This is a genomic window from Kibdelosporangium persicum (genome assembly GCF_013280595.1).
Lineage (GTDB): Bacteria > Actinomycetota > Actinomycetes > Mycobacteriales > Pseudonocardiaceae > Kibdelosporangium > Kibdelosporangium persicum.
Window position 1 is genome coordinate 47116 of the sequence record NZ_JAAATY010000013.1, and the last position, 16645, is coordinate 63760.

Consider the following 16645-nt stretch of genomic DNA (forward strand, 5'->3'; position numbering starts at 1 on the left):
TCAGAACGTCGTGTTGGCGAATCCGTGCCGGGCGATCGCGGACAACATCTGCTGGTAGGGCGTGGCGCCGCTGGTGGGATCGCCCGTGATGCCCAGGGCGGACTTCGCGGAGTTGTACGCGGACTGGGTCAGCGGGCCCCAGTCGCCGTCGACCGTGAGCCCGGTGTCGCGGAAGTTGTTGCACATGGCCTGGATGAACTTGGTGTCGCTCGCCGAACCGGTGCCCAGCCGGATCGGCAGACCACCGAAGTCGGCGTGGATGTGGTCCGCGTGGTCGGCGTTGTACCAGCCGTCCAGGACGTACCGGAACCTGCGCCGGGTGACCGCCTCGAGCGCGAGATAACGCCTGCGCAGCGCGGCATTGCTGGACGCGTGATGCCGATCCAGCGGCGTGCAGACGGTTCCGCTGCTCCACTGGATGTGGTCGATGTCCACGGCCGTGCCCGCGCCGTGCTCACCGGGCTTGTTCACGTAGAACCCGGCCGACACGATGTAGGAGACGCTGCCGTAGGCGGTGGAAAGTGACCGCAGATCCCGGATCCAGAGCACGAGGCGGTCGTAGAACTCCTGGGTGCACTGCCAGTTGCGGGCCGTGGTGTTCGGCCGGTTCGAGCGCCAGTAGTAGACCGGCGTGCCGTCGATCTTGCTGAACGTGATCATCGCGGGCCTCCTCAGATCCCAGCCGTGACGAGGCGGCCATCGACGAGCCAGTAGGACAACGGACCGCGCCTGGTCCACACCGCGCCGACGGCATGCGCGTCCTCCCGGACAGCCACGGGCCCGCGGCCTCCGCCGACCGTGCCGGTGATCGCCGCGGACCCGCCGATCGCGTTGGCCACCCAGCGAACCGCGCCGTTGCCGTCCAGCAGAATGCCCTGCACCGCGGCGTCCTCCAGCCGGCCTGCGGCGACCGCGGCCCACGCCGAACCGTCGGGGGAGTGGTACAGCGTCGTGGCCTCCTGGGTGATCGCGGCGGCGACCCAGCCGGAACGGTTGCCCGACAACGTGGTGATGGCGTGTTCGGCGGTCTGTTCCAGTCCGGTGACCGGGATCTGCGACCACGTCCGTTGCCACCGCCGGGCGGCGACCGTCCTCGCCGGGGCACGTTCCTCGGTCAGCGCGGAACCCAACGCCATCGCCGTGCCCGGACCGAAGCCGACCCCGGTGAACTCGGTGTTCGTGCCGGCCAGCCGCATCACCTCGGTCCAGGTCACGCCATCCGCGGACTGCCAGATCGTGGCCTCGGTGAACGGCGGCGCGGGACGCGACCCGACCGCCAGGACGCCGCGGTCGTCAGCGGCCACGTCGATGACGTCGGCACCTTCCAGTCCGGTCGTCGGATACGTCGTGCCGTCCTCGTCGACCAGGACCCAGCTGGTGCCGAGCAGGCATAACGCCTTGGCCGACTGACCGAGCACCGCGACGCCGGCGGCCCGGGTGAACAGTGGTCGGGCGGTGGCCGTGGTCCCGGCGGCGGACGCCGCGGCGACTATGCCCAGTACGAAGGTCCGTCTGCCCAGGGCGCGATCCATCGCGTCTCCGTTCGGTAGTGACAACCTAGCAGGGGTGGTTGGTTTTTCCTTTACCGAAACGGATGCGAGTGTATGAGCGGCTTGGTCATCCGGGATACGGCCGTTCTGCGCAATGTGCGGCGAACGTCCCTTCAGGAACCTGCATCCCGCCCGGGCTCGTCCGGGTCCTGTCAGCTCGTGCGCAGGCAGGTGATCCAGTAGTCGCCGTTGGTGTCCCTGGTGACTCCGTGGGTCTCGCTCGGGAAGCCGGGGAAGTGCCGGTCGAAGTCCTCGAGAGCTCGCAGGTACCGCAACGTCGGCTCGTCGTGTTTCCCGGCGTTCTCGCCGGGCATGAGCACTGGGATGCCGGGTGGCGTGGTGACGACCTGGGTGGCCACTGTGCGGCCGGCGAGTTCGCCGAGACGGACGGGCTCGGTCCCGCCTCGCAGGAGCCGTTGGTAGGTCTGTGCGGGCGTCAGTTCAGGGCGAGGTGGATGCGTGAACGCGTCGTCCAGCAACGGGATCAGGTTGCTGGCACACAGGTGGGCGTGCATCTGGTCGCACAGATCGCGCAACGTGAGACCGCGGTACCGGTCGGGATGCTGTTTCACCAGGTCGGGGAGGACCGCGACGAGCGGAGTGGCCGCGTCGTAGAGGGCCTTGAAGTCGAGCAGCGCGTCGATCAGGGTGCCCCACTTGCCCTTCGTGATGCCCATCGAGAACAGGATCAGGCAGGTGTAGGCGTCGGTCTTCTCCACGACGATCCGCCTGGTCTCCAGGTAGGCCGTGAGAATCCTGGCCGGGATGCCCATCTCGGCCCGCGTGCCCTGCGCGTCGGTGCCCGGGCACGTGACGCTGACCTTGATCGGGTCCAGCATGCAGTAGCCGGACTCCATGCCCGGGAAGCCGTGCCAGTCCGCGCCGGGCTCCAGCGTCCAGCAGGACGGCTCGGTCCGCAGCAGGTCCAGTGGGGCGTCCGCGAAACAGTAGCGCTCGCCGTCGCGCGGGTCGGTGACCGAGTCGGGTTGCCACGTGCCGAAGAACCACGGTGGACGGTCTCCGGCGGCGGCGATCCGCCTGCCGATGCGAGCCAGGGACTGGCGGAAGCGGATCGCCTCGGTGATCGCCTCGTCGGTGAGCCACTCACCGCCCGCGCCGTCCATCATGCCCGCCGCCACGTCGAGCCCGGCGATCATCGGGTACATCGGCGACGTGGTGGCGTGCATCATGAACGTCTCGTTGAACTGGTGGTGGTCCACTGGCGACCGCGGCGAGTTCTTCACGTGCAGCATGGCGCTCTGGGAGATCGCGGCGAGCAACTTGTGCGTCGACTGCGTCGTCAGGACCGTGGGCCGGATGTCATCAGGCACCGCGTCCGCGTCCACGGACATGCCGTACCGGCGTGCGTAGAGCGGGTGGAACCGGGCGTAGGCGAACCACGCCTCGTCCAGGTGCATCCGCGGCACGTTCGGTCCCAACAGCTCGGCCAGACGTACGGCGTCGTAACAGAGGCCGTCGTACGTGGAGTTGGTGATCACCGCGTACACAGGGGACGAGCCGGTGCCGAGCGGGCTTCGCCGCAGCTCGTCGTCGACGGCCTCGCCGGCCATCGCGGCCGGCGGGATGGGCCCCATGAGCCCGTAACCGTTGCGGGTCGGCACAAGGTAGACCGGGCGGCCGCCGGTCAGGGTCAGGCCGTGGTAGATCGCCTTGTGGCAGTTGCGGTCGACCAGCACCAGTTCGTCGGTGGCGATGCTGGCGTGCAGGGCGAGCCGGTCGGCTGTGGAGTCGCCGTGCAGCACGAAGTACGTCAGGTCCGCGCCGAAGATCCGGGCCGCGTTGCTTTCCGCGTCGCCGATCGGTCCGGTGTGCTCGAACAGCGACCCCAGTTCCGCCACCGAGATCGACAGGTCGGTGCGGAACAGCCGTTCGCCGTAGTAGTCGAACAACGCCCGTCCGACGGGTGACTTCAGGAACGCCACCCCGCCCGCGTGTGCCGGAGTGTGCCAGGAGTACTCGTGCGTGTCGTCGAAGCGGCGCAGTTCGCGGAAGAAGGGCGGCAGCAGCTCGTCCTGGTAGCGTCGCGCGGCCACGCCGATCCGGCCGGCGATGAAGTCGGGGGTGTCCTCCAGCAGCCACACGTACCCGCACACCACTTGGGACACCCACAGCGGCAGGTCGTCGACGGCCGTCGCGGTGGTCACCAGGAACACCGGAAGCCGCGTGAACCGGCCCAGCAACGCCTTCAGGACCGCCTCGGCCGGTCGCTGCACGACGCCTTCGTCGTCGTGCAGGTCCCAGCTCACCAGCGCGGCGGTCAGGTCCGCGCGGCTTTGCACAAGCGCCAGCGCGTCGTCGTCGGTGCCCGCCCGTACGACGTCGTGGCCGTCCTCGGTCAGGTGTCTGCAGATCCGCTCCAGCTGGTCCGCCATCACGGTTCGATTGGTGATGTCGTTGAGTGCCAAGAGGATCGTCGAGCCGGGCATGGGTCAATCCCCCGTCCGCGGTAGCCGTGTACCGGACAGGTATATAGGCCGTTCGGGGGTAAACGCGAGAGCCCGAATGGCTGAGTGACCCCACCCCCCGTTCAGGTGACCCACCCTCCTCTCGTGAGTGTTTATCAGGGTTAGAACACCGATAAACGCTCACGAAGCGTGGCCAGGTGAAATAGACTTGTGACCGACTCACCGAGGGTGAGGCGCGTCTAGGGTTCCGTTCCGCACGCGGGAGTCTGGTCCGAGGGACGCAGGCGGCAGTGCGGATGCCGTCCCACGGCGGGACAAAAGCCCGGGAGACAGCTGGTGGTGTCGGCTGTTTCCCGCCGGTGCCCGACTGTGGAGGAACGGACGTGCACTACAACCCCAACCGCCCCGGCCATACCCCGGACGGCGAGCCGATCGACCCGGTCCAGGCCGAACAGGACGCCAAGCAGTTGCACGGCAACTACGGGCCCGAGGCCGCCTACGCCGTCGACGCCGAGGCCAAGCTGCCCACCACGAAGTACGAGGAAGAGATCGCCCGCGGCCTCGAGCTGGGCCTGCCGGGCGCGGACTCGATCGTGGACCGCACCATCCCGACGTTCTCCCGCGGCGAGTTGCCGCACTTCGCGGGCATCAACACGTTCCTCAAGGCACCCTACGTGGAGGACGTCCGGCGCTGCGGCGAGTACGACGTCGCGGTGCTCGGCGTCCCGTTCGACGGCGGCACGACCTACCGGTCCGGCACCCGGTTCGGTCCGCAGGGCATCCGCAAGATCTCCGCGCTGTACGGGCCGTACTCCTTCGAGCTGGGCGTCGACCTGCGGGAGTCCATCACCATCGCCGACCTCGGCGACGTCTTCACCATCCCCGGCAACATCGAGAAGTGCTTCGACCAGATCACCAAGGCGGTCTCGCACGTCTACGAGTCCGGCGCGTTCCCGGTGGTCCTCGGCGGGGACCACTCGATCGGCTACCCGACGACCCGCGGGGTCGCGCCGCACCTGAACGGCGGGAACCTGGGGATCATCCACTTCGACCGGCACGTCGACACCCAGGAGACGGACCTCGACGAGCGGATGCACACCACTCCGTGGTTCCACGCCACGGACATCCCGAACGTGCCGCCGAAGAACCTGGTGCAGATCGGCATCGGTGGCTGGCAGGCGCCGCGGCCGGGCGTGAAGGTCGGCCGGGAGCGCGGCACGACGATCATGACGGTGACCGACTGCGTGGAGATGGGCATCGAAGCCGCCGCGCAGAAGGCGTTGGACGTCGCGTGGGACGGCGCCGACGCCGTGTGGCTCAGCTTCGACGTCGACTGTCTCGACGCGGCGTTCGTGCCGGGCACCGGCTGGCCGGAGCCGGGCGGGTTCCTGCCCCGTGAGGTGCTGAAGTTCATCCAGATCATCGCCGACGCCCGTCCGCTCGCCGGGATCGAGGTCGTCGAGTGCGCCCCGCCGTACGACAACGCCGAGATCACGGCACTGATGGCCACCCGGGTCATCTGCGACACGCTCGGGTGCCTCGTGCGGTCGGGGCACCTCCCGAAGCGCAAGTCCTGACGTGTCAGCGCGGCAGCTTGGCGGCGGCCGCCGCCAAGCTCGTCGCCGGGGCGCAGTACTCGTCGCCTCGCCGCTCGCCGCTGACTGTCAGCACCATCACGTCGACGGTTGCCCGCCGGGGCCGGTCGGCCGGCACGTGCAGCACGCTCACCGTGCAGCTGGTGCCCGAATCCGTGTCCAGCTTGACGAAGGCGTCGTGGCCGGCGAGCCAGGTCGGCTGGCCGGTGATCGGCTCCAGCGCGGCGTGCTGGTCGTAGCGCAGGTTGATCTCGGTCCGGGTCGCGTGGTGGTACCACTTGCACGCCCACTTGCCGAACCCGTCGACCGCGGACCGGGGGTCCACCCCGGGCAGCACGGCCAACGCGGTTCCGTCCACCAGCGGACAAGCGTCCACATAGGCCAGTGAGCCTTCCGGGAAAGGCGTGCCGCGCCGGGGAATCGGCCCCTGGCGCAGCGTGTCCATCACGGCGTTCGTGGCCACCTCGGCGATGTCGCACAGGTTCATCGGCGGATCGGGGACCTTCGCCGTCACCCGGATGCTGTACTTGTCGTCGACCGGGATCGACCGGTCGCATTCCTCGGCGCTGGACGGTTCCTCGACGACTTCGAACGGTTCCCCGCGCACCGGCCGTGACTTGCGGGTGATCAGTTGCACCTCGACGTCGACGGTCTCCCGGGCGCCCACGTTGACCAGCAGGTCGCAGCGGTTGAAGTTGCCGTAGGTCGTGTGCAGTTCCACCGGGCCGAACTGCGCCAGCGCCGTCCGGTCGATCAGCGCGCACGGATTCGCTGTCCGCTCGTCACCGATGAGATCGGTGCTGGACATGGATATGGTGCTCGGTCTGGGCACGGAGTCCGCCGGGACGAAGATCACCGCGCCGGCCGCGCCGGCCACCGCCAACGCCGCGAGCGCCTGGTAGGCCGGACGGCGCCAGAGCGGCGTCCGGGCGGCCGCGATCGCCGGGTTGGGCGTTTCCCAGTCACCGACGAACTGCTTGAGCCGCTGGTGAACCTGGCTCGCGGTGGGCCGTTTCGCCGGCCGCGCCTGGAGGATCTGCGACAGCAGCGGAGCGAGCGGGCCCGCCAGCCGCATCGGGAGCATCTCACCGCGGCGCGCCCGGTCCAGCATCTCCTCGGGCTGACCGTGGCCGAACGGCGGCACACCCTCCACCGCCGCGAAAAGCGTGGCACCCAGGGAAAACACGTCGGACGCCTCGGTCGCCGGTCTGCCGTCGGCCACTTCGGGCGCGGCGTACGCGGGCGTTCCGCTGATCGTCCCGGCGTCGGTGAGGGTCTCCGCACGCCAGATGGAGATGCCGAAGTCGGTGAGCTTCGCGAAGTCGTTCGCGTCGAGGAGGATGTTGCCGGGTTTGACGTCCCGGTGCACGATGCCGCGGGCGTGCACCGCGGCCAGCGCCGCCGCGACCTGCATCCCGATCCGCGCGACCCGTTCCGGCGGCATCGGGCCACCCGTGACCAGCACCTGGTCGAGGCTCTCGGCGGGCGAGTACTCCATCACGAGCCAGCACTCGTCGCCGTCCACGGTGTCGAACACCGAGACGGCGTTCGGGTGATGGACCTGGGCGGCGGTCTCGGCCTCGCGGCGGAACCGGAGCCGATCGGCCTGACTGGCCACCACGTGCGGCCGTTTGAGCGCGACGATTCGTTTCAGCTTCTTGTCGAAGGCAGTCCAGACCACGCCGCCGCCCCCTGAGCCACGGGCGTCTTCCAGGCGGTACCGCCCGTCAACCACATCCCCGGTGCGCACTCTGCGTAGTCTAGCCATCGCACCGGCATGACGGGACCGTTCGGCGGGTACCACCACCTGAATGCAGACGTTTCTCCCGTATCCGGGCTTCCGCGCCACCGCGGCCGTGCTGGATCCACGACGGCTCGGCAAGCAGCGCGTCGAGACGATCCAGGTGCTCAGAGCGCTGACGATCCCGGGCTACGGGTGGCGCCACCACCCCGCGGCAGCCATGTGGGCGGGCTACGAGGAGGCCCTGACCCGATACGGTATCGACATCTGCGAAGTCTGGTGCGAGACGGGACGCCAGGACACCTGCCAGGCGACCCTCCGTACGGACCTGTACGCCGCGACTGGGCTGGAACAGGTGCGTGACCAGGCGGAACTGGCCGAGGCCGAGGAGTTGCCGCCGTGGCTTGGCGACCCTCTGTTCCACGACAGCCACCAGTCCGCGCTGGTCCGCAAGGACCCCGCGTTCTACCGCCCGCACTTTCCCGCCGTGCCCGACGACCTGCCGTACGTGTGGCCCTCGTCGGACCGGCCGCGGCGGGCGGCTCAGCGGTCGTAGTAGTTCGGCGGCGGCTGGTCCCACTGCTGGGTGGGCGCGTTGTCCGCTGTCCGCTCCCGCCGGACGGTCTGGGACGCGGCGGCGACGCTGTTCAGGGTCGCCGTGATGGCGAGCCCGATCGCCAGGTTGACCACGGCGGTCGCGACCTTGGCGCCGGGCTCGACGGTCAGGGTGAGCGGCAGCACCACGGCGATCAGGGTCGCGAGCACCATGATCCACGTGAAGAACTGGCGGGGCGCGGCCACCGCCAGCATGAGCAGGTGCATCAGGCCCGTGGCCAGCAGCGCCGCCAGGCCGGACAGCAGGGCGTAGGTGAACGTGTTCGCGTTGCCCCAGATGCCCTCGCCCTTCGGTGCCAGCACGGGCACTTCGAAAATGCCCCTGGCGATCAGGATGCCGGCCACGGCCAGCAACGCCGCGACCACGGCGGCGGCCAGGCCGCTCGCCCACAGCCTCCCGGCGTCGACACCGGGACGGTCGAACCGGGCATTCCCGCCGTAGTCGGACATCAGGCGAATCCCTCCGTGGTGACGAGCCGGGATGACGACCGGACAAGCCGATTGTCACCCGTCCGGCCGGGATTCGCCCGACCAACGCTCAGCCGCCGAGGAACGCCTCCAGCTGCTCGACGACGAACGCGTGATCCTCTTCCTGCGGCAGCCCCGACACGCCCACTGTCCCGATAGGACCGGTCCCGCGCACGATCACCGGGAACACGCCGCCGTGCGCGGCGTACAGCTCCGGGTCCAGCCGGGACTTCTCCTCGAACGAACCGCCGCCGTTCTCCTCGTTCAGCATTCCCATGTAGTAGGAGCTGTGCCCGTAGCGGTCGACGATCCGGGCCTTGCGGTCGACCCAGGCGTCGTTGTCCGCCGACGTGCCGGGCAGCGCGGCGTGGAACAGTCGCTGGCCGTTGCGGCGCACCGAGATCACCAGTGGCAGGCCACGCTCCCGTGCGGCGGTGAGCATTCGCTGGCCCAGGGCGATCGCGGTGTCGTTGTCGAATCGGTCGAACTGCAGCCGTTCTTCCTGTGCTGCGAGTTCCTGACTGGTCGCCAAGGCATTCCTTCCGATCAGGCTGACGTGCCTGTCAGGTGTATCACGTCAGGAGCCCGCGGAAGGCCTCCTCGGCGGTGTGGGGATCACCATCGAAATCCAGCAGCCGGGGCAACCGGCCCACGGGGAAGTCGAGGTACCGGGCGGCCCGCCGGGCGATGGCCGCGTCGTCCGTGCCGAGGCCGTGCTCGACCAGCAGCGCGGCCGCCTCGCGCCACAGGCCGGGCGTGTCGAGCAGATCGCGGACCGTCTCGACCGGACGGGACATGGGCTCCAGGTCCGGCACCGTCCAGGAATGACGGCCGTGCCGGATGTCGAACGGTTCCCGACCAGGCAGGTGAACGGTCGCCGTGGCTCCTGCGGGGATGACCGCTTCGACGATCACCTGTCCGTCCGCACGCCGCCAGCCGGCCGACGCTTCGCCGTAAGGCGTGAGATGCCGTGCGGACGCGTGGGACAGAGCACTGTGCGGGATCGGCTTGACGGTGATATGGCGGTAGCCAGGAGCGGACGCGGACAGTCCGGCGAGCGTTCGGTGCATCCAGTCGGCGACGGCACCGAGTGCGTAGTGGTTGAACGACGTCATCTCGCCAGGATTGATGGTGCCGTCGGGCAGCATGCTGTCCCAGCGTTCCCAGATCGTGGTGGCCCCCATGGTGACCGGGTAGAGCCAGGACGGGCAGCCCTTCTCCAGCAGCAGGCGGAAAGCGAGATCCGCGTGCCCGCTCGTGGTCAGCGCGTCGGTGATCAACGGCGTTCCGACGAAGCCAGTGGCGATCCGGAAACCGTTGCCACGCACGAGGTCCGCGAGGCGACTTGCCGCATGCCGGCGCTGCTCCGCGGAAGGCAGGAGCGCCCACTCGATGGCGAGCGCGTACACCGTGGGTGCGTCGGAGATGATGCGACCGCCAGGCGTGACGTAGTGCCGTGCGAAGGCCTCTCGGGTCGCTGCGGCGAGCTTTTCGTAGTGTTCGCCGTCGCGTCCCAGCACGGCGGCTGCTTCGGCGACGATCTCGGCGGAGCGCGCCAGGTACGCGGTGGCCACAACGTCGCTGTCGGCCTTGGCGGCGAACGGATCGTCCGGCGGCGCGGTGGGGTCGAGCCAGTCCCCGAACTGGAATCCGCCTGCCCAGACGCCGTCGGTGGTCAGCGACGCGATCTTGTCGACCCAGCCGCGCATCGAGTCGAACTGCCGTGCCAGGATCTGCGGGTCGGCATAACGCTGGTACAGAACCCACGGAACGACAGTCGCGGCATCACCCCACGCTGTGGCAGTCGGCGCTTCTGTGCCGAGCACTTCCGGAACGACGTACGGGACCGAACCGTCAGGATGTTGTTCGACGGCCAGGTCGGCGAGCCACGAGGAGAGGAATCCCGCGGTGTCGAACAGGAAGGCGGCGGTGGGCGCGAAGATCTGGATGTCGCCGGTCCAGCCCAGCCGCTCGTCGCGCTGCGGGCAGTCGGTGGGGATGTCGACGAAGTTGCCGCGCATGCTCCAGACCACGTTGCGGTGGAACTGTTCCAGGTCGGCGTCCGAACAGGAGAACCAGCCGGTACGGCGCAGGTCCGAGCCGATCACCACGGCCCGCACGTCCTCAGGCCGTACGTCCAGGCCGGTGACTTCGGCGTACCGGAAGCCATGGAACGTCAGGGACGGCTCAAGCACGACCTCCTGGGCGTCATCCAGCAGATAGGTGTCGGTCGCCTCGGCACTGCGTAGCGGACGAGTACCGAGCTCGTCGTTGTCAAGCACCTCCGCGTGCCGCACGACGACCTCATCGCCCGCGCGGGTGTTCCGTGCCGTGAGCCGGACCCAGCCGACCACGTTCTGGCCGAAGTCCACCAGCGTCCTGCCGGACGGCGACTGCCAGACCCGCACCGCGGGCAGCACGTCGGTGACCCGGATCGGCGGGCCTTCGGGCGCCACCAGCCTGCTCAGATCTCCGGGCACCACCACCACGGTGTCTACAGTGGATTCCGCTGGCCGCAGGTCGGTCCGTTGCCCGTCGTAGAGGTCGTTGGCGAGGATTCCGCTGGTGCGTGCTGACCACGTGGTGTCGGTACCGATGACCTCGATCGAGCCGTCGTCGTAGGTCACCTCCAGTTGTGCCAGCAGCGCCAAGCGGTCGCCATACAGGGCGCGCTTTCCGGTCCACGCGAGCCTGCCGCGATACCAGCCGTTGCCCAGCAGGAACTCGATCTTGTTGTCGCCCTCTCGCAGCAGGGACGTGACGTCGTGGGTCTGGTAACGCAACCGGTGGTGATAACTGGTCCAGCCGGGAGCCAGGATCTCCTGTCCGACACGGTGACCGTTCACAGTCGCGGAGTAGACGCCGTGCGCGGTGGCGTAGAGCCGTGCTGAGGCGATGTTCGCCCGAACCGTGATCTGCCGGGACAGGATCGGTGCGGGCGAGTCGAGATCATCGCGCGTCGGGCTGACGAACTGTGCCGCCCAGTCTTCCGGCGCGAGAAGACCAGCTTCTACAGTGGACGGATCGCTCCAGTCCGTCCACTGGTTGCCAGAAGCGACCCGTACCCGGACGTCGGCCCGGCCGCGTGCGGCGAGCGGCTCGAACGGCCAGGGCACCAGCACCTGTTCGGCTGAATCCACGCGCACGACGTCGCCGTTGGACTCGAGTTCGTACGCGGTCTGTGCCCAGTCCGGATCGTCCGTGACCACCTGCCACGACAGCCTGGGCGTGGCGGTTCCGATCCCGAGTGCCGCGTCCCGGTGCTCGAACCGGACGGGAGTGACGGCCGTGCTCATGGCGTCTCCTTGTGCTGTACCAGGGTCACGGGACCGAACAGGCCGGTACGGACCTGCCCGGCGGCGACCGCGGTGGTGGGGGAGGCGTCGTCGAGGTAGCCCGCGAGAGTGCCACGGATGACGACTTCCAGTTCGTTGGTGCCCGGCCGTAGAGCGTGGGTGATCTCGGTGCGCCACGGCGCCCATACCAACTGGTCGACGAGCGTGCCGTTGACCAGAACGTCCGCGGTACCACGGACTTCGCCGAGATCCAGCACCACTCGTCCGCTCGGCGCCGGGAACGTGGTGCGGTAGCGCACGTGCCCGCCGAGAACGCGCAGGCCCAGTTCTTCCCAGCCTGCCAACGGTGTGTCGACTTCGGTGACGTCTACTTCGATCGCCGAGTCGAGCAGTGCTCCACCACGACGGCCGTCCACCGCGTGCACCTCCAGAGTCACGAAAGTGCCTGCGGGCAACGGTTCAGGGAGCCGCACGCGCTGATCGACAGGGTGGTACTCGGATTCGCCGATCCGAACGGTCACAGCCAGGTCTGTGGGAATCCGTAGCGCGGTGGTTCCCAGCGGTGCCAGGAAACGGAGTTGCTCGACTCGTTCCGGGCCAGGTCTCATGTCCGGGATGATCGGTATCACGGTGTCACCACCGGCCGCCGCGGGCTCCAGCCAGTGCGCCCCGGGCAGCGGATGCGGACGTGCGGAGGCGCAGAGGAACCTCGGGTCGCGTGGCTGGCTCCGGCGCACTTTCGCGCCTTCCCAGCCAGGGCCGCTGATCAGGCCGAGCCCGGGCGAGTCCACAGTGGCCGCGGCGTCCCCGGTGAGCCGCAGGGCGATGGTGTTCTCGCCGACCATCAGGAAGTCGGCCAGATCGTACGGGTGCACACGGATCTCACGATGACCGGGATAGGGGTTGAAATCGCCCTGACGCCCCACCTCCACGCCATTGACCACGACACTGCACGCGCACTCGCTGGCCACCATGGCCGTTGTGTCGCCCGGGATCGTGTCGAGCCGGAACGTGTGCGTGATCTCGTTGCCGGTCAACCACTCCGGACGGCGGTAGGCGGCCGGATCGGCCACCACGGCGAACGAGGCACGCAACGGCCCGTCCTGCTCCGCGATGAACTCGATCTCCACCGCGACGGTCCGGCCGTGCGGAAGCGGGCTGAACGACTGGTAACCGTCGCCGTGTATCGGCAGTTCCCGGCCGTCGACCACGACTCGGCGTGCTGCTCCGGCGCCGACCGCCAGGTGCAAGCCGCGACGGTCCGGCAAGGCCAGGTGCGTACGCACGGCGACCCGTTCGCCGGTCCGGACGTGGCGCCAGTCGAGGAACTCCTCAGGGACGTATCCCTTCGGGCCCAAAGTGTTGTTGTGCACGGGATCGTTACGGATGCCCCGCGACAGCGACCACTCCACCGGGTGCCACTGGCCGCCGGGGTCGCGTGCTTCGGCGAAGGGGCCGTAGCCGGCGATCGTTCCGTCTTCGAAGCGCCAGACCTCGATCGGCAGCACGCCGGTGCGTGTCGAGGCAGCGAAATCGCCATCCCGGTTGTCCAAGGTGGACTCGGCGAGAGCCCGCCACGGTCCGTGCACCGGGATTCGGTCCATGACTTCGCCAGGCGGCTGTGCGGTCGGTTCGGGCAGGTTGTCGCCGAAGATCACCAGGGCGATCGAGCCGTCGTCGAACGGAACCTCGACCATCCCCTCCGCGCTCACCGCCAGCCGGGTGCGCTGCCCGGTGCGGGGATTCCACCGCTGTGCGTGCCGGGGGAGGTGTCCGGCGTCGATCCGGGCGACCCGACCCGTCGGCGGAACGAACCGGTACCCGTTCTCGCGCAACTGCCGCCAGTACTCCTCCCAGGGGAATCCCTTGGTGGTCCAGTCATCCAGATCGAGCGAGACTATCGGCGCCATCGTCCCGCTGTGTTCGTCGTGCGCTGTCACCATCATCACGAACGTGTCGTCATATCGCCGCAGCAGGAAGGGGGCATCCGCGCGAACCAACGCTGCCGGGAGCACATCGGGCACCTCATCTGGACTGTCCACAATGGTCGCGTTGGGCAATGGTGCTGTGCCTACGCAGACCACGGTACCACCAGCTCGGGCGAACTCGGAGAGCCTCTGGGCCGCGTCCGGGTGCAGGACCTCGGCATTCGGCAGGATTACTGTGCGGTAGACCTCGTCACCGATCTTGAGGCCGTGGTCCACCACGACGCCGCCCGCGATGGTGGTTTCGTCCAGCGTGTCGTGGTCGATCCCGGCTCGTTCCAGGACTCCCGGCTGTTCCGCGAACCACGCGCTGACCCCGTTGAGCCTGTGGAAGCAGTCCGCGGCGCGTTGGGCGGGCGGCAGAGGACCGTCAAGGGTGGTGTAGGCCTGCACCGTCGACGTCGGCGAGAGCAACACGGTGTCGCAGACGTGCGTGCCTCCGCTCAACACCGAGCACAGCCGGGTCACCGCGGTGGCGAACTGGTGGTACGACGGCCAATAAGGCTGCCGCCAGCAGGTGGACGGCGGCGCCCACTCCCACCAGCCACCCACGGTCGCGTAGTACACCGCGTGCGGGTCGTAGAGAGTGGCGCCGCGCCGCAGCAAAGGCGCGAGCCAGTCGTAGGTCTCCTCAAGCGTGCCGCCCCAGCCGGACGAGTGGAACGCCTCGACCCATGTACGCGGCTTGCCATGGGCGTGTGCCAAGGAGCTGTGCACTTTCGGGTCGCCCCAGTGGTCGCTGCCCGGTGCGCCGAACGTCGAATGTGTACCCAGATAGTCGCCGTACAACTGGACGCCGCCGACGGGGTCACCCTCTCGCGCCGGGCTGGCCTGGTCGAACCCGCAGATCAGCCCGCGTTCGGCGAACCAGGCGGCCAGTGGGTCGAAGAACGCGCGGCGGGCGAGCCGAGCCCGGTGCTCGTGGTAGTCACGGCGTATCCGTGCCGACATTTCATCGGCTCCCTCGAACAACGCCGGCAGCACGATCTCGTACCCGTAGTGCTCGGCGAACGTCTCCGCGAAGTCACGGCCCCACGTCGGCATCGGAGGGAGCTCGTCCTGGAAGAACCCGGGAATCACGGTGCCGAACCAGCGGCCCACGTGTTTGTCCAGCGTTCCGTGCACCTGGTCGAGCAACGCAGCGCACGCGTCGGCACCGAAGTAGTCGAAGCCGCTGACGCGCTGTGAGATCCCGCCGGCATCCCGGTACAGCGCGAGACCGGCGTACTGCGGGTTCGCCGCGGTCAGCCTGCCTTGGAAGTTCGCGCCGGAGAAGCCGATCTGGTCGTACATCCAGAGCTGGAACCCGAGTTCGGCGGCGTCCGAGCAGGCCCCGTCCAGCAGTCCGATCCACTCCGGACTCAGGAACGGCGGATCGTCCGCCACCGAGCCGAACATCGGCCCGGTGGGTGCGAGGCACATCACCACCGCCTGCCGGACACCTTGGGACACCAGCTGTTCCATCTGCCGGCGCACCCGGTCGCGGGTGACCCTGGCCCCGCTCCACCACCAGATCGGCAGCGGACTGTACCCGGGGCCAGGGCCGGTGAAGCGTTCGAGCAGACTCATGCCTGAGTGCGCTCCTGTTCGATCTGCTCGAGCGACTTGCCGGACGTGTCCGGCATGAAGAAGAACCCGACCGCACCGCTGATGACCAGGCATGCCGACAGCAGCGCGGCGACCGGGCCGATCCCCGCGCCGGCCAGGACGGGCACGAAGAAGCTCCAGATGCCCAGGAACGTCCGTGCGACACCGAAGGTGAAGCCCTGTGCCGTGCCGCGCAGCATGGTCGGGAACAGTTCCTGGCTGAAGGTCTTGTACATCGCCTCACCGGCGAAGGCGGCGCCGACGGCGAACAGCACGATGTTGGCGATCACGACCGGGATGGTGAACGGGAACAGCAGGAACAGCACGTATGCGGCGATCTGGAGCACCGCGCCGAGGCCCCACAACAACTTCCGGGTGGCGTGTGACTGGTCGACCAGCCGCATGAAGATGACCGTCATCACGATGCCGATCACGAAGCCCGCACAGGACAGGGCGACACCCGCGGCCTGGCTGCCCGCGTCGAGCGTCTCGACGATGTACGGGGTGAAGATCCCGGCCGTGCCCGCGGCGATGTTCCAGAACAGGTAGATCGTGCCGGTCCAGAGCAGCGCCTGCAGGTTCGCGCCGCTGAACAGCGCACGCAGCCGGTGTTTGGTGGCCACCGCACTGCCGGCGGCCGTCTCCCAGCGTGCGGACTCCGACAGGCCACGGCGCAGTGCCCAGGTCACCAGGGCGGCGACGAACAGGTGCAGGAACACGATCCGGACGCCGAGCAGGTCCAGTGAGGACAGTGCCAGAGCCAGCAGGAGCACGACCACCGGGCCGAGGTTCCAGGCGATCTGGGTGAACGACAGCAGCTTGCCGCGGGCCTTCGCCGGCGCGAACTCGCCGACCAGCGCCAGTGACGTCGGCACGTCCGCACCGACCGCGACGCCGACGACGAAGGTCCCGATGAACAGCATGGGGGAGTTGACCGCCAGCGCGATGCATAAGATGCCCGCGGCGTACACCAGCAGGTCGTACTTGTAGATCCGCTTGCGGCCCAGCTTGTCGCCCAGCCTGCCGCCGATGAACGCGCCGATCGCGCAGCCGATCGCGTTCGGGCCGATCGCCGCGAGCAGGCCGACCGCGCCGCTGGACAGTCCCAGGTACGACTGGAAAAGGGTGAGACCGGCGCCGAGCGCGACGATCGATCCGGCGTCCAAGTAGGACGCCATGCCGGCCAGGACCGACCACTTCCACTGCTGGCGGGTGATGGTGTTCTCGGCGGTGACCGCGCCACGGGCTGCTGTCATGTTCCTGCTCCTCGTCGACGGTGACGGGACGGGTTGAAACGTATCAATGTCCTAGGGTAAACAGAACCGTAGCGCTCGCACAAGAACCTTGGTACAACAGGGAAACTGAACATAAATCGTTTCAGT

The 16645-nt window shown here is 68.6% G+C and carries 11 protein-coding genes and 1 riboswitch; of the genes, 2 read left to right on the forward strand and 9 right to left on the reverse strand.

The window, feature by feature from the left end:
* The 3 genes from GC106_RS23085 to GC106_RS23095 all read right to left on the reverse strand — a co-directional run bounded on the left by GC106_RS23085 (position 1) and on the right by GC106_RS23095 (position 3997).
* On the reverse strand, positions 1 to 660 hold the full coding sequence (locus GC106_RS23085; RefSeq protein ID WP_173134363.1) for an extensin family protein: 660 nt from the start codon (positions 658 to 660) through the stop codon (positions 1 to 3).
* 11 nt (positions 661 to 671) lie between these two features.
* Entirely contained in the window at positions 672 to 1532 is an 861-nt protein-coding gene (locus GC106_RS23090) for a hypothetical protein (RefSeq protein WP_173134366.1), read from the reverse strand.
* A 170-nt stretch (positions 1533 to 1702) separates the two neighbouring features.
* On the reverse strand, positions 1703 to 3997 hold the full coding sequence (locus GC106_RS23095) for an Orn/Lys/Arg family decarboxylase (protein WP_173134368.1): 2295 nt from the start codon (positions 3995 to 3997) through the stop codon (positions 1703 to 1705).
* Between the two features lie 207 nt (positions 3998 to 4204).
* Positions 4205 to 4307, forward strand: a riboswitch (guanidine-I (ykkC/yxkD leader).
* Positions 4308 to 4359: 52 nt separating this feature from the next.
* Between GC106_RS23095 and GC106_RS23100 the strand changes: the two genes are divergently transcribed.
* On the forward strand, positions 4360 to 5553 hold the full coding sequence (locus GC106_RS23100; RefSeq protein WP_312872796.1) for an agmatinase family protein: 1194 nt from the start codon (positions 4360 to 4362) through the stop codon (positions 5551 to 5553).
* Positions 5554 to 5557: 4 nt separating this feature from the next.
* Here the strand turns inward: GC106_RS23100 and GC106_RS23105 are convergent, their stop codons facing one another.
* The gene (locus GC106_RS23105; protein WP_173134371.1) at positions 5558 to 7321 is read right to left on the reverse strand and encodes a serine/threonine-protein kinase; all 1764 of its coding nucleotides are present in this window, start codon (positions 7319 to 7321) and stop codon (positions 5558 to 5560) included.
* Positions 7322 to 7382: 61 nt separating this feature from the next.
* Here GC106_RS23105 and GC106_RS23110 point away from each other — a divergent pair, with 61 nt between their 5' ends.
* On the forward strand, positions 7383 to 7868 hold the full coding sequence (locus GC106_RS23110) for an MSMEG_6728 family protein (protein WP_173134374.1): 486 nt from the start codon (positions 7383 to 7385) through the stop codon (positions 7866 to 7868).
* Here the strand turns inward: GC106_RS23110 and GC106_RS23115 are convergent.
* From GC106_RS23115 to GC106_RS23135, 5 genes are all read right to left on the reverse strand, one after another.
* Positions 7856 to 8377, reverse strand: coding sequence for a DUF6069 family protein (locus tag GC106_RS23115; RefSeq protein ID WP_173134376.1), 522 nt, complete (start codon positions 8375 to 8377; stop codon positions 7856 to 7858). The two genes, GC106_RS23110 and GC106_RS23115, sit on opposite strands and share 13 nt — an antisense overlap.
* An 88-nt stretch (positions 8378 to 8465) precedes the next feature.
* Positions 8466 to 8927, reverse strand: a complete 462-nt coding sequence (locus tag GC106_RS23120) for a heme-degrading domain-containing protein (RefSeq protein WP_246366629.1) — start codon at positions 8925 to 8927, stop codon at positions 8466 to 8468.
* A gap of 40 nt (positions 8928 to 8967) precedes the next feature.
* Complete coding sequence (locus GC106_RS23125) at positions 8968 to 11691, reverse strand: family 78 glycoside hydrolase catalytic domain (RefSeq protein WP_173134380.1); 2724 nt, start codon at positions 11689 to 11691, stop codon at positions 8968 to 8970.
* Positions 11688 to 15245: a 2-oxoacid:acceptor oxidoreductase family protein gene (locus GC106_RS23130; protein WP_173134383.1), complete on the reverse strand. Its 3558-nt coding sequence runs from the start codon at positions 15243 to 15245 to the stop codon at positions 11688 to 11690. Before GC106_RS23130 ends, GC106_RS23125 begins: the two co-directional genes overlap by 4 nt.
* On the reverse strand, positions 15242 to 16519 hold the full coding sequence (locus GC106_RS23135) for an MFS transporter (RefSeq protein ID WP_246366630.1): 1278 nt from the start codon (positions 16517 to 16519) through the stop codon (positions 15242 to 15244). The genes GC106_RS23130 and GC106_RS23135 overlap by 4 nt, the downstream gene beginning before the upstream one ends.
* Between the last annotated feature and the right edge of the window lie 126 nt (positions 16520 to 16645).

Bases quoted from the DNA above. Each gene is read 5' to 3' on its own strand.
- GC106_RS23085 (WP_173134363.1), bottom strand. From the start codon at position 660: ATGATCACGTTCAGCAAGATCGACGGCACGCCGGTCTACTACTGGCGC.
- GC106_RS23090 (WP_173134366.1), bottom strand. From the start codon at position 1,532: ATGGATCGCGCCCTGGGCAGACGGACCTTCGTACTGGGCATAGTCGCC.
- GC106_RS23095 (WP_173134368.1), bottom strand. From the start codon at position 3,997: ATGCCCGGCTCGACGATCCTCTTGGCACTCAACGACATCACCAATCGA.
- GC106_RS23110 (WP_173134374.1), top strand. From the start codon at position 7,383: ATGCAGACGTTTCTCCCGTATCCGGGCTTCCGCGCCACCGCGGCCGTG.
- GC106_RS23115 (WP_173134376.1), bottom strand. From the start codon at position 8,377: ATGTCCGACTACGGCGGGAATGCCCGGTTCGACCGTCCCGGTGTCGAC.
- GC106_RS23125 (WP_173134380.1), bottom strand. From the start codon at position 11,691: ATGAGCACGGCCGTCACTCCCGTCCGGTTCGAGCACCGGGACGCGGCA.
- GC106_RS23130 (WP_173134383.1), bottom strand. From the start codon at position 15,245: ATGAGTCTGCTCGAACGCTTCACCGGCCCTGGCCCCGGGTACAGTCCG.
- GC106_RS23135 (WP_246366630.1), bottom strand. From the start codon at position 16,519: ATGACAGCAGCCCGTGGCGCGGTCACCGCCGAGAACACCATCACCCGC.